This is a genomic window from Streptomyces sp. NPDC046197 (assembly GCF_040646295.1).
Classification (GTDB): Bacteria; Actinomycetota; Actinomycetes; order Streptomycetales; family Streptomycetaceae; genus Streptomyces.
In genome coordinates this window covers 34,782-48,407 of sequence record NZ_JBEYZY010000025.1, presented here as the reverse complement: position 1 = coordinate 48,407, position 13,626 = coordinate 34,782, and the positions used below count along the sequence as shown (strand labels likewise).

Sequence of the window (13,626 nt, the reverse complement as noted above, 5' to 3'; positions counted from 1 at the left end):
TACACACGGTGTATACGCGCTATGTATACGCCCTGTGTCTAGTTCATGGCGGGGAGTGCGGCGGCCCAGGTGGGGGCCGATTGTCACGGTTCTGCTACTGAGTCCCGGGGGGCTTGCGGGGCGGCCGCCCGCGGCGGGGAAGGGGCCCGGCCTCCCCCGGCAGCCTCCCGGCCTCGGACAGGGCGCGCCGCAGCAGGAACTCGATCTGTGCGTTCGCCGACCGCAGTTCGTCCGACGCCCACCTGGCGAGCGCGTCGTAGACCGACGGGTCCAGCCGCAGCAGCACCTGTTTGCGCTGCTGCGGCCGGCGCCTGGGGGAGGCCCCTGGGGAGGAGGCCTCTTCGGAAGAGGCCCCTTCGGGAGTGGCCGTCACTGGTAGAGCGTTCCCGTGTTGAGCACGGGCTGCGGCGCCCGGTCTCCGCAGAGCACCACCATCAGGTTCGACACCATCGCCGCCTTCCGCTCCTCGTCCAGCTCCACGATGTCCCGCTCGGCGATCCGGGCGAGCGCCGCCTCGACCATGCCGACCGCGCCGTCCACGATCTGCCGCCGGGCCGCGACGACCGCTCCGGCCTGCTGGCGCTGGAGCATCGCGGAGGCGATCTCCGGAGCGTACGCGAGGTGCGTGAAGCGCGACTCGATGATCCGCACGCCCGCCGCCTCCACGCGCGCGTGCAGTTCGACGGCGAGCTTCTCGGTGATTTCCTCGGCGTTGCCGCGCAGCGACAGCCCGCCCTCCTCGTGGGCGTCGTAGGGGTACTCGATGGCGATGTGCCGCACGGCCGCCTCGGTCTGCGTGGAGACGAACTCCAGGAAGTCGTCCACCTCGAAGGTCGCCTGGGCGGTGTCCTGCACCTTCCACACCACGACCGCGGCGAGCTCGATCGGGTTGCCGTAGGCGTCGTTGACCTTCAGGACGGCGGTCTCGTGGTTGCGGACCCGGGTGGAGATCTTCGTCCGCGAGGTGAAGGGGTTCACCCAGCGCAGCCCGTCCTCGCGGATGGTGCCCCGGTAGCGCCCGAAGAGCTGGACGACCCGCGCCTCGCCCGGCGCCACCATGTTCAGCCCCGACATCGCGAGCAGCGCGGCTATGCCGACCAGCACGCCGAGGACGATCAGGGCCGCCTTGGCGCCGGAGTCGGTGACGGTCGAACCGCCGACGGTCATCGCGACCGCCAGCAGCAGGCCGAGCAGGCCGAGCAGCAGCGCCAGACCCCCGCCGATGTTGCGTGCCGGGAACTCCCGCACCCGCGGAGCGGGCATCTCGGGCAGGTCTGCGGTGGATTCTGCGGTGGATTCGGCGGTGGATGAGGAGTCGTGCGTGTACATGGAGGTGCCCCCCGTGCTCGTGGCGCCGGTGTGCCGGCGCCGCCGACATCTGCTAACTAAGTGATATCACTTTATCGCGTCCCGGCAAGTCTCCTCCATGGCCCGCAGGCCGGTTCCGTTGGGGTGGGTGTTGATTGTCACGTCCGCAAAAGACCTGATCGCGGTCGTTTTGTCACAGAGGGCGGTGTTAGCTTTCTGAGCTGATTCGAGCCACGTACGTGGGTGACCCCGGAGAAGGAAGCGGAGCGGACAGGCGCATGGGACGAGCGGACGAGAGACGAGCGCAACAGCGCGGTGGCCGCCGCGCGGCGCCCAGGCCCCGCTCGTCGGGCGCGGTCGGCACGCCCGGCAGGAGCGGCATACGCCGCCTGTTCACCTGGAAGAAGATCCTCGGCACGTTCCTCGGCCTGTGCCTGCTCGGCATCGGCGGCTTCATCGTGCTGTATCTCGTCGTGCCCATCCCCGAGGGCAACGCGGCCGCACAGCGCGAGAGCAACGTCTACAAGTACAGCGACGGCTCGATCCTGGCCCGGGACGGGCAGGTCAACCGGGAGAGCGTGGACCTGTCCAAGGTGCCCAAGGACGTCCAGCACTGCTTCGTCGCCGCCGAGAACAAGACCTTCTACCACGACTCCGGCGTGGACCTCAGGGGCACGGCCCGCGGCTTGTTCAACACGCTCTCCGGCAAGGGCGCGCAGGGCGGCTCGACGATCACCCAGCAGTACGTGAAGAACTACTACCTCAACCAGGACCAGACCGTCACGCGCAAGCTGAAGGAACTGGTCATCGCGTTGAAGGTGGACCAGAAGCTGTCCAAGGACGACATCCTCGCGGGCTACATCAACACCAACTACTACGGCCGCAACGCCTACGGCATCCAGGCCGCCGCGCAGGCCTACTACCGGGTCGACGCGGACAGGCTCACGGTCGAGCAGGGCGCCTACCTCGCCGCCCTGCTGCAGGCCCCGAGCCAGTACGACTGGGCGGCGGCGACCCCGACCGGCAAGAAGCTCGTGCAGGCCCGCTGGAACTACGTCCTGGACAACATGGTCAAGCAGAAGTGGCTGGACCCCGCCAAGCGCCGGGCGATGAAGTTCCCCGTGCCCAAGGAGCCGAAGGGCGCCCCCGGCCGGGAGGGCCAGAAGGGCTACCTGATCGAGCTCGCCAACAAGCAGCTCGAACAGCAGCTGATGAAGCAGGAGGGCATCACCCAGGCCCAGGCCGAGGCCGAGGTCGTGGACCGGGGCTGGACCATCACCCTGAACGTCGACAAGAACAAGCAGGCAGCGCTGGAGAAGTCGGTCCGCGCACAGCTGACCAGCAAGCTGGACCCGAAGAAGCGCAAGGTCGACGCCGACGTCCAGGCGGGCGCCGTCTCCGTCGACCCGAAGACGGGGAAGATCGTCGCGCTGTACGGCGGCCAGGACTACTTCAGGCACTACCTCAGCAACGCGACGCGGCTCGACTACCAGCCCGCCTCGACGTTCAAGCCGGTGATCTTCGCCGCCGCCCTGGAGGAGGGCGCCACCACGCAGGACGGCCGGCCGATCAACGCGAACACGGTCTACGACGGCACGAGCGGCCGTCAGGCCGTGGACCACGGCACCGAGGTCGGCTTCGGCCCGCCCAACGAGGACCACCGCGACTACGGCAACATCAACGTCCAGACGGCGATGGACAAGTCCGTCAACTCCGTCTTCGCGCAGATGGGGGTCGACGTGGGCATGGACAAGGTGATGAGCGTCGCCGACCGGCTCGGCATGGACACCAAGGGAATGCAGGCGGTGCCGGCCCAGACGCTGGGTTCCATGGGTGCGAGCCCGCTGGAGATGGCCGGGATCTACGCCACCTTCGACAACCACGGCAAGAAGGTCACCCCGAGCATCGTCCAGGGAGCCGAACAGAAGAGCCGCACCGTCGAGATGCCGGATCCCGTCGGCGAGCAGGTGATCAGCCGGACGGCGGCCGACACGGTCACCTCGGTGCTCACCGGCGTGATCGACGACGGTACGGCGCGCGACTCCGTCCGCGACAACCCGGCCCGCAACGGTCAGCTGGTAGCGGGCAAGACGGGTACCTCCGACGAGAACCGGTCCGCGTGGTTCACCGGCTACACGCCCGATCTGGTCACCTCGGTCGGCCTGTTCGGCGAGTCCACGAGCCGCAGCGGCGAGCACGTCCCGCTCTACGGCGCCGGCGGCGTGCCGCGCGTCAACGGCGGTGGCTACCCGGCCCAGACCTGGGCTGCCTACACCTTCGACGTGACGCGGCAGGCGCAGTTCGACCTGGACACCTCGCAGGGCGCGGCGGTCGAGCCGACGGTGACCCCGTCGATCACGCAGTCGCCGAGCCCGACTCCCTCCCAGACGCCCAGCAGCAGCTCGCCGTCGGTGACCCAGTCGCCTTCGGCGACGCCGAGCGGGACACCGTCGCAGACGCCGAGCCGAACGCCTTCGCAGACGCAGTGGCCGAGCGAGTCCGCGCCCGGCACCGCACCACCCTCCGCATCCTTCAGCGGCGATTCGCTGGACCCGGTCGGTTCGGGCTGAGCGCCCTGGGGGCACCGGGCGTCACTTTTCGGCCAATGTGTCGGGAAGGGGAGAGGTCTGTGAGAATTTCGTTGACTCGAGTGTCTGATGTGGATCAGGCTCACTTGCGTCGGCGTGAAGATCACCAGCCGGCGGCGCGCACGGCACCGACCGGCCGGGTGTGCTCCACTGCGGTTCCGGCGTAACGGCCAAGCGCCGAACGGGGTGTCCGGACACCGCCTGTTTGTGAGGGGGAAGTTCCGCCATGCGCAAGACCACAGCCAGGCTGGCGCTCATCGGTGTGGCAGCCGCGACGATTTCGATGGTTCCGCTGGCCGGTACGTCCTACGCCGCCGGTTGTTCCGGCGCCGGGTGCGACAACAAGGGCCCGGCCACCTACAGGTGCGACGACAGCAGCTCGACGAAGCGGACGGTGGACAACAACGGCCGAGTGGCCGAACTGCGCTGGTCGGCCGACTGCCTGGCCGGCTGGGTGCGGGTCAAGAACAACGCGGACCCGTCGATCTACGACTCCACCGCGACCATCGAGAAGTGGAGCCTCGACGGCAGGCTCCTGAAGTCCCTGTCCGTCAGGACGCCCAATTACGGCAAGACCGACTGGTCGAACATGCTCGGCGGCCCGGAGTACAAGTACCGCGTGTGCGTCCGCTTCGACAGCGACCTCTACCCGCTGCAGTGCAGCAGCAAGTTCTAGTGCCCCAGCAGGCAATGTTCGCCCCGTCGCGACGCCCGGGACGCCGGTCCGCCACCTGACCGGCCGACCCGAACCGGTGCAAACACACCGGTCCTTCCCTGCGGCCCGTATCCGAGCCATGGCGCCGTACCCGGCTGCCATGGCTCGGATACGGGCCCGCCTGCTTGTGAACGGGGTCAATTCCGGTTCAGCTCGAACCAGACCACCTTCCCCGTGCTCAGCCGGGTCGCGCCCCACCGCCTGGCCAGTCTGTTCACCAGGTACAGCCCGCGCCCGCCCTCGTCCGTGGCCCGCGCCTGCCGCAGACGCGGCAGCTGCGGCACGTCGTCGCCGACCTCGCAGCGCAGTACGTCCGTACGCAGCAGACGCAGCGTGACCGGCCGCGACGCATAGCGCACGGCATTCGTCACCACCTCGCTGACCAGCAGCTCCACCGAGTCCGAGAGCTCACCCAGGCCCCAGCGGTCCAGCGCGCGGCGGGCCAGGCGGCGGGCCTGACCCGGAGCGGAGTCCTCCGGATCCAGCGACCAGTACGCCACGTCACTCGGCGCGATCCCGTGGAAGCGGGCGGCGAGCAGCGCGATGTCGTCGTCCCGGTCGCCCGGGCCGAGCATGTCGAGCACCTCGTCGCACAGCGCCTCCAGGGGCGGCGGATGGTCGGGCCCGGTGAGCTGCGCGGTCGCCGACAGCTTCTCGCGCAGCTGCTCTATGCCGGTCCACACGTCCCGCAGCCGCGACTCCACGAGCCCGTCGGTGTACAGCAGCAGGGTCGCGCCGGCGGGCGCGTCCAGCTCCACGGCCTCGAAGTCGACACCGCCGACGCCGATCGGCGCACCCGGCGGCACCCGCAGCACCTCGGCCCGGCCGCCCAGGTGCAGCAGGACCGGCGGCGGATGGCCGGCGTTGGCGATCGTGATGCGGTGCGCGACCGGGTCGTAGACCGCGTACAGACAGGTCGCCATGCGGTCGGTCCCCAGGCGCTGCGCCTGCTCGTCGAGGTGGTGCAGCACCTCCTGCGGCGGCAGGTCCAGGCCCGCCAGGGTCTGCGCGGTCGTCCGCAGCTGGCCCATGATCGCGGCCGAGGTCATGGAGTGGCCCATCACGTCGCCGACGACGAGGGCGACCCGGCTGCCCGGCAGCGGGATCGCGTCGTACCAGTCGCCGCCGACCCGCGCGGTCTCGGCGGCGGGCAGGTAGCGGGACGCCAGCCGCACGCCGGTCGGGCGGGGCAGCGTCTCCGGCAGCATGGTGCGCTGCAGCTCGTCGGCGATGTACGCCTCGCGCCCGTACAGCACGGCCTTGTCGATACCGAGCGCGCTGTGCGTGGCGAGCTGGGCGGCGACCAGCAGGTCGTCCGGCTCGAACGCCAGGCGCTCCGGGCGGCGCAGGAAGAGCGCCGCGCCGATGACGCGGCGCCGTCCGCGCAGCGGGGCGAGAATGGCGCGCTGCCCGCCGGGAACGGCCGGCTCGGAGTCGTCGCCGAGCAGTTCGGTCAGCGCCGCGCGGGCGGAGGAGGTGTCCGTGAACACCGGGCGGACCCCGCGCAGCACCTCGCCCAGCGCGCTGCCGGGCCGCACCTCGCACAGCTCGCTGGTCACCGCCGACAGCTCCGACGGCTGCTCCGGCGCCGGTGGCGGCATGAAGCCGCCGTCGGTGTCGCGGTCCGCCGGTATCCGGTCGGTGCGGCGCAGCCGGAGCACCAGCGGGCCGACGGGCCGCTCGTCGCCCACCGGAAGCGGCTCGCGCAGATAGACCAGGATGGCGTCGGAGAAGGTCGGCACGGTCGCCCGGCACAACCCCATCACGATCTCGTCCAGGTCCATGCCACGGGCGATGCGCCGGGTGGCCGCCCCGACGAACCGCAACCGGTCCCCGTCCCGCCGCATCGGCAGCGGCCCGGCACCCGGCAGCCGCTGACCGGTGCGTCGTTCGCCGCCGGACCGCTCCTGCGCGGCACGCCGTTCCCCGCCGGTCCTCTCCAGCCGGTCGGCGCCCGGCTGTTCGGGGACGGCCTCGGGGGCGGGGCGCGGCCGATGCGTGTCGGGCTCGGCGGAGGCGGGCTGCGCGTGCTCGGGACCGGTGGCGGACACCGGCGGCACCGACGGGTCCGGTACGGCGGGCGGCGTGCCGGGGGACGCCGGCTCCTTGCCCTTGCCGCACGGGGTGGTCGCGCGCGGTCCGGGGGGCGGCTCGCCGGTGCGGGCCTGTACCGGTAAGCCGGCGGCGCCCGGCGCGCGCTGCGGTTCGGAGGTACGCCGGAGCGCCCCACGGCCGTCCGTGGGGTCGGCGCCCGCCTGGGGGCGCTCGAAGGAGGTCGGCTGCTCCGTCACGCGTGTCGAATCCATCCGTCCGGGGCTGCGCGCCGGGCGCGCAGTTGGTCCCGCCGAAGACCCGATACCCGGAATACGTGCCCCAGGAACGGATTTCCGGCGTGGTCAGAGGCTGCTGCTGTGTCACCGGCGGACCGTCCGCGGCCCGCACGGGTGTTGCCCTCGTACCCCTCGCTCACGTCCTGCCGCCCCTCGGTGACATTAGGTCAGACTAGGCGCTCGCTCCCGGAGTTGCTTCTGTGCGCCCTTGCGGAGGACGATCCTACGTTTCTTGCCCGGGGGCGCATCAAGGGTCTCATGAGGACATGTGCGCAGGCGTACGGTCCCAGTCATCCGGCAGTGACGGTACCGCCCAGGACGGATCCGGGCGCCAGTGCTGCCAGCCCTCGGAGAACGGCGGGCCCCAGTCGTGGATCACCTCCAGCGCCGATCGTCCCGCCGCCCGCACCCGCTCGGCCGCCCCTGCGTCCATCAGACCGTCCCGCTGGGCCTGCGCGAACTCGTCCTCGTCCCGCCAGTGCCAACTGCCGTCGGGGTGAACCGAGATGTCCAGGAAATGGTCCTCGGAGTCGACCCCGCCCGCCCAACGGGCCAGCGGCTCCTCGAGGTTCACGTACCAGTTCTTGAACTGCCAGCCCGACTCCCAGAACAGCCACACCGACCAGGGCTCGCCCGGCCGGGCCAGCTTCAGCACACCCGTGCCGAACCAGCGGTCTCGCTGTACGGCGCGCGGCTTGGTGTACCGGGACGCGAGCGGCTCGAGATGGACGGGCGTGCCGTCGGCCAGCACCGGCCGGACACACTCGGTGCCCGGTGCCATCCACACCGCGAGCAGCTCCGCGTCGTCCCGGACGACGGTCACGGGGCGGGCGATGTGGAAACGCGCGCCGCCGTTCTCCCGGTACCGCCACAGGATCTGGCTCCCGGGCGCCCAGAAGGCCGTCGCACCGCCCGCCGTCACACGTCTCACCGCTCCGTCGTCTGCCATGCACAGATATTAGGTGCCATGGACACACGACGCTGCGGCATACGTCACGGTTCACACCCCGGCCCGATCCGGTTACGGACGCGTCATCCGCAGGACATCCAGCGCCTCGTCGAGCTGCTCGAGCGTGAGGTCACCGCGGTCGACGTACCCGCTCTCCAGGACGACCTGACGGATCGTCTTCTGCTCCGCCAGCGCCTTCTTGGCCACCTTCGCGGCCTCCTCGTACCCGATGTACTTGTTGAGCGGGGTGACGACCGAGGGCGAGGACTCGGCGTACTCGCGGGCCCGGTCGCGGTGGGCGACGATCCCGTCCACGGTCCGGTCGGCGAGCAGCCGGGAGACGTTCGCGAGCAGCCGGATCGACTCCAGGACGTTCTTGGCGATCACGGGCAGCATGGCGTTGAGCTCGAAGTTGCCCGAGGCGCCCGCGGTGGCGACGGTGGCGTCATTGCCGACGACCTGCGCGCAGACCATGAGCACGGCCTCGGGAATGACCGGGTTCACCTTGCCCGGCATGATCGAGGACCCCGGCTGCAGGTCGGGCAGGGCGATCTCGGCGAGTCCGGTGCGCGGTCCCGACGCCATCCACCGCAGGTCGTTGGCGATCTTCGTCAGCCCGACCGCGATGGTCCGCAGCTGTCCGCTGGTCTCCACGATGCCGTCCCGCGCGCCCTGCGCCTCGAAGTGGTCGCGGGCCTCGGTCAGCGGCAGTCCGGTGACGCGGGCGACCTCCTCGATGACGGCGGCGGAGAAACCGGGCGGGGTGTTGATGCCGGTGCCGACCGCGGTGCCGCCCAGCGGCAGCTCGGCGAGGCGGGGGAGGGAGGCGTTCAGCCGCTCGACGCCGTAGCGGATCTGTGCGGCGTACCCGCCGAACTCCTGGCCGAGGGTCACGGGTGTGGCGTCCATGAGGTGGGTCCGCCCGGACTTGACGACGTCGGCGAACTCCTCGGCCTTGCGGGAGAGTGAGGCGGCGAGGTGCTCCAGGGCCGGGACCAGGTCGTGGGTGACGGCGGCGGTGGCGGCGATGTGGATGGACGACGGGAAGACGTCGTTGGACGACTGGGACGCGTTGACATGGTCGTTGGGATGCACGTCCCGCCCGAGCCGCTCGCTCGCGAGGGAGGCGATGACCTCGTTGGTGTTCATGTTGGACGAGGTCCCGGAGCCGGTCTGGAACACGTCCACGGGGAAGTGCTCGTCCCACCTGCCGTCGGCGACCTCGGCCGCCGCCTCCTGGATGGCCCCGGCGACCTCCTTGTCGAGCACGCCGAGCTGTGCGTTCACCTTGGCGGCGGCGCCCTTGATCCGGGCCAGCGCCTCGATGTGGGCGCGCTCGATGCGCTGCCCGGAGACGGGGAAGTTCTCGACGGCGCGCTGAGTCTGCGCCCGCCACTTGGCGCCCGCGGGGACTTTCACCTCGCCCATGGAGTCGTGCTCGATGCGGTAGTCGCTCATGCCGGTTATAGCGATCGGGCGCGTGCCGTTGTTCCCGCTGGTTACGCTGAGTGAGTGATCGATCGCAAGGGGGTAGGTCGTGGTGACGGCGTACGGTGACTGGCTCCGGCAGCAGCGGGAGGCGGCGGGGCTGACACAGCAGGAACTGGCGGACGCGGCCATCATGTCGCGCACCCACATCGCGCATATCGAGGCGGGGCGGAGGGTGCCGTCGGAGGAGGATGCGCGACGGCTGGACAAGGTACTCAACACGGGTGGCGCGCTGATCAACTTCCGGCCCGGGAACGAGCGGAGGCCGGTAGCGGCGCACTTCGAGGCGGCGCTGGCGATGGAGCAACAGGCATCGATGATCCGGGAGTTCGCGTTGTCGTTCGTGCCCGGGATTCTGCAGACGGAGGGGTACGCGGATGCGGTGCTGCGGGACGCCGCCTTCCCTCCGCTGGGCAAGGAGGAACGGACCAAGGCCGTTGCGACCAGGCTCGATCGGGCACAGATCCTCGACGAGCCTCTCAGCCCCGTGGTCTGGGCGCTACTGGACGAGGCGGTGTTGCGGCGGCCGGTGGGCGGACCGGAGGTGATGTCGGATCAGATCAAGCATCTGGTAGGCCTCGTGGAGAACGAGCGGATCCGGGCCCACGTGGTGCCGCTCGCCCTGGGCGGCCATCCCCTCATGGTGAGCATGGTCTCCCTCATGTGGTTCGAGGACCAGCCTCCGGTCGCCTATGTCGAAGCGCTGCACACCGGGACGGTGCACGACGAACCTGCCCTGGTCCAGCGCTTCCAGGCCACCTACGATCTCGTGCTGGGAGACGCCCTGCCGCAGAAGGAGTCTCTGGCTCTGATGCGGTCGATCGCAAAGGATTACGGCCACCATGACCGAGCGGCACATACTTCCTGACGCCTCCGGGCCGAAGGGCTGGCGCAAGTCGTCCTACAGCGGGGGAGACGAGGGCAGCTGTCTGGAGGTGCTCGACGACCAGCCGTACGGCCTCCCCGTGCGGGACTCGAAGGCCCCGCACGGGCCCGCGCCGGTCTTCGGCCGGACGGCCTGGTCGTCTTTCGTGACCTGGGTCGTTACGCCAGGCCCGGGCCGCGCACCGGAATCGTCGTGAACGTCGGCTCGGGGGCCGGGTTCTGGAAGAAGTCGTTGCCCTTGTCGTCCACGACGATGAACGCCGGGAAGTCCTCGACCTCGATCTTCCAGACGGCCTCCATGCCGAGCTCCTCGTACTCGACGACCTCGACCTTCTTGATGCAGTCCTGGGCGAGCCGGGCCGCGGGGCCGCCGATGGAGCCCAGGTAGAAGCCGCCGTGGGACGCGCACGCGTCGGTGACCTGCTTGCTGCGGTTGCCCTTGGCCAGCATCACCCTGGAGCCGCCGGCCGCCTGGAACTGCTCGACGTAGGAGTCCATCCGGCCGGCCGTGGTCGGGCCGAAGGAGCCCGAGGCGTAGCCCTCGGGGGTCTTCGCCGGGCCCGCGTAGTACACCGGGTGGTCCTTCAGGTACTGCGGCATCTCCTCGCCGGCGTCGAGGCGTTCCTTGATCTTCGCGTGGGCGATGTCCCGGGCCACGACCAGCGGACCGGTGAGCGAAAGGCGCGTCTTGACCGGGTACTTGGTCAGCTCGGCCAGGATGTCGTCCATCGGCTGGTTCAGGTCGATCCTGACGACGTCACCGTCCGACTCGAGGTGCTCGTCGGTCGTCTCCGGCAGGAACCGCGCCGGGTCCGTCTCCAGCTGCTCCAGGAACACGCCCTCGGCCGTGATCTTGGCGACCGCCTGGCGGTCGGCGGAGCAGGACACGGCGATCGCGACCGGGCAGGACGCGCCGTGTCGCGGCAGGCGCACCACGCGCACGTCGTGGCAGAAGTACTTGCCGCCGAACTGCGCGCCGATGCCGATCTTCTGCGTCAGCTCGAAGACCTTCTCCTCCAGCTCCTTGTCCCGGAAGCCGTGGCCGAGCGGTGAACCCTCGGCCGGCAGGTTGTCCAGGTAGTGCGCCGAGGCGTACTTCGCGGTCTTCAGGGCGTACTCGGCGGACGTACCGCCGACCACGATCGCCAGGTGGTACGGCGGGCAGGCGGCCGTGCCGAGCGAACGGATCTTCTCCTCCAGGAACTTCATCATGGAGGCCTCGTTCAGGACGGCCTTCGTCTCCTGGTAGAGGAAGGACTTGTTGGCGCTGCCGCCGCCCTTGGCCATGAAGAGGAACTTGTAGGCGCCGCCGTCGGTCGCGTAGAGCTCGATCTGCGCGGGGAGGTTGGAGCCGGTGTTCTTCTCCTCCCACATGGTGAGGGGAGCCATCTGCGAGTAGCGCAGGTTCAGCTTCGTGTACGCGTCGTAGATGCCGCGCGAGAGGGCCTCCTCGTCGCCGCCCTCCGTCAGCACGTTCTGGCCGCGCTTGCCCATGACGATCGCCGTACCCGTGTCCTGGCACATGGGCAGGACGCCCGCCGCCGCGATGTTCGCGTTCTTCAGCAGGTCCAGGGCGACGAACTTGTCGTTCGCGCTCGCCTCCGGGTCGTCGATGATGCGGCGCAGCTGCGCGAGGTGTGCGGGGCGCAGGTAGTGCTGGATGTCGTGGACGGCCTCCTCGGCCAGCTTGCGCAGCGCCTCCGGCTCCACCTTGAGGAACGTACGGCCGTCGGGTCCCTCGACGGTGGAGACGCCCTCGGACGTCACCAGCCGGTACGGGGTCGTGTCCTCACCCTGGGGGAGCAGATCGGTGTACGCGAACTCAGGCATCTCAGCCCATTCCTCACTCTGACGACGGCCGCCCGCCGACGCTGGCGAGCCTCAACAGCCTAGAACCTGCCGTCGGCACGGAACCTGTGAGGTGGGGCTCAGTTCCGGCGCCCACCGTGGCCGTAACGGTTTTCCACAGGCCGGGTGCGAGGGGTAGTCGCGATCTATCGCGTTTCGGTACTCTGCTGCCGTGGACCTTCAGAAGCAGGCCGAGCCACGCGTCGCCGAGCTGCGCGCGTCGGACGCCGACCGTGACCGCATCGCAGACATCCTGCGGGACGCCCTCGCCGAGGGCCGTCTGACGGCAGACGAGCACGCCGAGCGCGTCGAGGGGGTGCTGAACGCCAAGACGGTCGGCGAGCTGGAGGTCTTCATACGGGACCTGCCCGCCGCCCACCAGGGCCGCACGGCCCAGGCGTACGGCACCGCCGCCGACCGTCCGGCCTCCGGAGCGATACCGCCGGAGGCCGACGAGAACGTGGTGGCGGTGTTCAGCACGGCCATGCGCAAGGGCCGCTGGCGCGCCGGGCGCCGGCTGCACGCGTACTCGGTGTTCGGCAGTGTGGAGATCGACCTCAGCGAGGCGGTCTTCGAGTACCGGCAGGTCATGATCAAGGCGGTCTCGGTCTTCGGCGACATCCAGATCCGCGTCCCGGAGAACGTGTCGCTGCGCGGCACCGGCGGCGGTGTCCTCGGCAACTTCGAGGTCGCGACGCTGGACGCGCCCGAGCCCGACGCGCCCGTGGTCTACGTCGACGGCTGGGCCGTGCTGGGCAATGTCGAGGCGCGGCCCAGGCGGGGCAAGCTCGTCGCGGACATACTCGACCGGGTTCAGCGCAGGGTCGACAAGGGTTTGCGCAAGCACCTGTGACATTGACGGTCGTGAAGTCGATCGCTTCCGGAGCGCTGCGGTCCGCCCCTCGGCCTTCCGGCGATCTTGCGCACGGCACCTCGTGAACCAGCGGTTGGGAACTCAGTGCATAGGCGCGCGCACAGCGGGTAGGCCTTGCTGCATCGTCTCTCGCTCGCGAAGCCGTCGTCAGGAGAAGACCGTGCTGCAACCGCCGCATTCGTCCCTGCAGGTCGCTGCCGTACCGGCCCAGCGGGTGCCGGTGCGAGACAGGGACCAAGACGCACCGTGGCACACCGAGGCGGTGTGCCGGCGCGACGAGGCCGGCCTGTTCTTCGCTCCCTCGAAAGAGCCCACCGCCGCCCGGCTGTCCCGCGAGGAGGCGGCCAAGAGGGTCTGTGCGCGCTGTCCCGTGATGGTCGAGTGCCGCGAGCACGCGCTGCTGCAGCCCGAGCCGTACGGCGTGTGGGGCGGCCTCACCGCCGCCGAGCGCCGTGTCGTCCTGGCCCGGCGCCGCCGCCGTGACCTGGAACTGAAGAAGACGGCGAGGCCGGCCGGCCGCATAGCCGGTTGAGACACGGATGAGGGTGCCCCCTCCGCACAGGGGGCACCCCTCTTTGACGCCGTGAGCCGCTCCGCCTAGGTCGACAGGGCCTGGAGCAGCGCGGGAGACTGCACGGCCG

12 protein-coding genes are annotated in these 13,626 nt (G+C 70.2%); 6 read left to right on the top strand and 6 right to left on the bottom strand.

Going from position 1 to position 13,626, the window contains the following annotated elements:
* Nucleotides 1–94: 94 nt before the first annotated feature.
* Together AB0A61_RS29135 and AB0A61_RS29130 are read right to left on the bottom strand one after the other, a co-directional pair.
* Nucleotides 95–373: a hypothetical protein gene (locus tag AB0A61_RS29135; RefSeq protein ID WP_361298523.1), complete on the bottom strand. Its 279-nt coding sequence runs from the start codon at nucleotides 371–373 to the stop codon at nucleotides 95–97.
* Complete coding sequence (locus AB0A61_RS29130) at nucleotides 370–1,329, bottom strand: SPFH domain-containing protein (RefSeq protein WP_361298520.1); 960 nt, start codon at nucleotides 1,327–1,329, stop codon at nucleotides 370–372. Before AB0A61_RS29130 ends, AB0A61_RS29135 begins: the two co-directional genes overlap by 4 nt.
* 257 nt (nucleotides 1,330–1,586) lie before the next feature.
* Between AB0A61_RS29130 and AB0A61_RS29125 the strand changes: the two genes are divergently transcribed.
* Together AB0A61_RS29125 and AB0A61_RS29120 are read left to right on the top strand one after the other, a co-directional pair.
* Nucleotides 1,587–3,878, top strand: coding sequence for a transglycosylase domain-containing protein (locus AB0A61_RS29125; protein WP_361298517.1), 2,292 nt, complete (start codon nucleotides 1,587–1,589; stop codon nucleotides 3,876–3,878).
* Nucleotides 3,879–4,122: 244 nt separating this feature from the next.
* Complete coding sequence (locus tag AB0A61_RS29120) at nucleotides 4,123–4,572, top strand: DUF2690 domain-containing protein (protein ID WP_361298514.1); 450 nt, start codon at nucleotides 4,123–4,125, stop codon at nucleotides 4,570–4,572.
* A 176-nt stretch (nucleotides 4,573–4,748) separates the two neighbouring features.
* Here AB0A61_RS29120 and AB0A61_RS29115 read toward each other — a convergent pair whose 3' ends face one another.
* The 3 genes from AB0A61_RS29115 to AB0A61_RS29105 form a co-directional block, all read right to left on the bottom strand.
* Nucleotides 4,749–6,917 (bottom strand): SpoIIE family protein phosphatase, encoded by a 2,169-nt coding sequence (locus AB0A61_RS29115; protein ID WP_361298511.1) that lies wholly within the window; start codon nucleotides 6,915–6,917, stop codon nucleotides 4,749–4,751.
* A 280-nt stretch (nucleotides 6,918–7,197) separates the two neighbouring features.
* Nucleotides 7,198–7,890, bottom strand: a complete 693-nt coding sequence (locus AB0A61_RS29110; RefSeq protein ID WP_361298508.1) for a DUF402 domain-containing protein — start codon at nucleotides 7,888–7,890, stop codon at nucleotides 7,198–7,200.
* Nucleotides 7,891–7,962: 72 nt separating this feature from the next.
* Nucleotides 7,963–9,348 (bottom strand): class II fumarate hydratase, encoded by a 1,386-nt coding sequence (locus tag AB0A61_RS29105; protein ID WP_361298505.1) that lies wholly within the window; start codon nucleotides 9,346–9,348, stop codon nucleotides 7,963–7,965.
* A gap of 79 nt (nucleotides 9,349–9,427) precedes the next feature.
* On the opposite strand from AB0A61_RS29105, the gene AB0A61_RS29100 reads away from it, so the two are divergent.
* The gene (locus tag AB0A61_RS29100) at nucleotides 9,428–10,246 is read left to right on the top strand and encodes a helix-turn-helix transcriptional regulator (RefSeq protein WP_361298502.1); all 819 of its coding nucleotides are present in this window, start codon (nucleotides 9,428–9,430) and stop codon (nucleotides 10,244–10,246) included.
* Complete coding sequence (locus tag AB0A61_RS29095) at nucleotides 10,221–10,460, top strand: DUF397 domain-containing protein (RefSeq protein ID WP_361298499.1); 240 nt, start codon at nucleotides 10,221–10,223, stop codon at nucleotides 10,458–10,460. The genes AB0A61_RS29100 and AB0A61_RS29095 overlap by 26 nt, the downstream gene beginning before the upstream one ends.
* Here AB0A61_RS29095 and AB0A61_RS29090 read toward each other — a convergent pair.
* Nucleotides 10,423–12,093, bottom strand: coding sequence for a fumarate hydratase (locus AB0A61_RS29090; RefSeq protein ID WP_361298496.1), 1,671 nt, complete (start codon nucleotides 12,091–12,093; stop codon nucleotides 10,423–10,425). The two genes, AB0A61_RS29095 and AB0A61_RS29090, sit on opposite strands and share 38 nt — an antisense overlap.
* A 190-nt stretch (nucleotides 12,094–12,283) precedes the next feature.
* Here AB0A61_RS29090 and AB0A61_RS29085 point away from each other — a divergent pair, with 190 nt between their 5' ends.
* Together AB0A61_RS29085 and AB0A61_RS29080 are read left to right on the top strand one after the other, a co-directional pair.
* Nucleotides 12,284–12,964 (top strand): DUF1707 domain-containing protein, encoded by a 681-nt coding sequence (locus AB0A61_RS29085; RefSeq protein WP_361298493.1) that lies wholly within the window; start codon nucleotides 12,284–12,286, stop codon nucleotides 12,962–12,964.
* A 181-nt stretch (nucleotides 12,965–13,145) separates the two neighbouring features.
* On the top strand, nucleotides 13,146–13,517 hold the full coding sequence (locus AB0A61_RS29080) for a WhiB family transcriptional regulator (protein ID WP_361298490.1): 372 nt from the start codon (nucleotides 13,146–13,148) through the stop codon (nucleotides 13,515–13,517).
* The last annotated feature ends 109 nt before the right edge of the window (nucleotides 13,518–13,626 follow it).

What these genes read in the sequence shown, in the direction of transcription:
- AB0A61_RS29130 (WP_361298520.1), bottom strand. Translation starts at nt 1,329, where the DNA reads ATGTACACGCACGACTCCTCATCCACCGCCGAATCCACCGCAGAATCC.
- AB0A61_RS29125 (WP_361298517.1), top strand. Translation starts at nt 1,587, where the DNA reads ATGGGACGAGCGGACGAGAGACGAGCGCAACAGCGCGGTGGCCGCCGC.
- AB0A61_RS29120 (WP_361298514.1), top strand. Translation starts at nt 4,123, where the DNA reads ATGCGCAAGACCACAGCCAGGCTGGCGCTCATCGGTGTGGCAGCCGCG.
- AB0A61_RS29115 (WP_361298511.1), bottom strand. Translation starts at nt 6,917, where the DNA reads ATGGATTCGACACGCGTGACGGAGCAGCCGACCTCCTTCGAGCGCCCC.
- AB0A61_RS29110 (WP_361298508.1), bottom strand. Translation starts at nt 7,890, where the DNA reads ATGGCAGACGACGGAGCGGTGAGACGTGTGACGGCGGGCGGTGCGACG.
- AB0A61_RS29105 (WP_361298505.1), bottom strand. Translation starts at nt 9,348, where the DNA reads ATGAGCGACTACCGCATCGAGCACGACTCCATGGGCGAGGTGAAAGTC.
- AB0A61_RS29095 (WP_361298499.1), top strand. Translation starts at nt 10,221, where the DNA reads ATGACCGAGCGGCACATACTTCCTGACGCCTCCGGGCCGAAGGGCTGG.
- AB0A61_RS29090 (WP_361298496.1), bottom strand. Translation starts at nt 12,093, where the DNA reads ATGCCTGAGTTCGCGTACACCGATCTGCTCCCCCAGGGTGAGGACACG.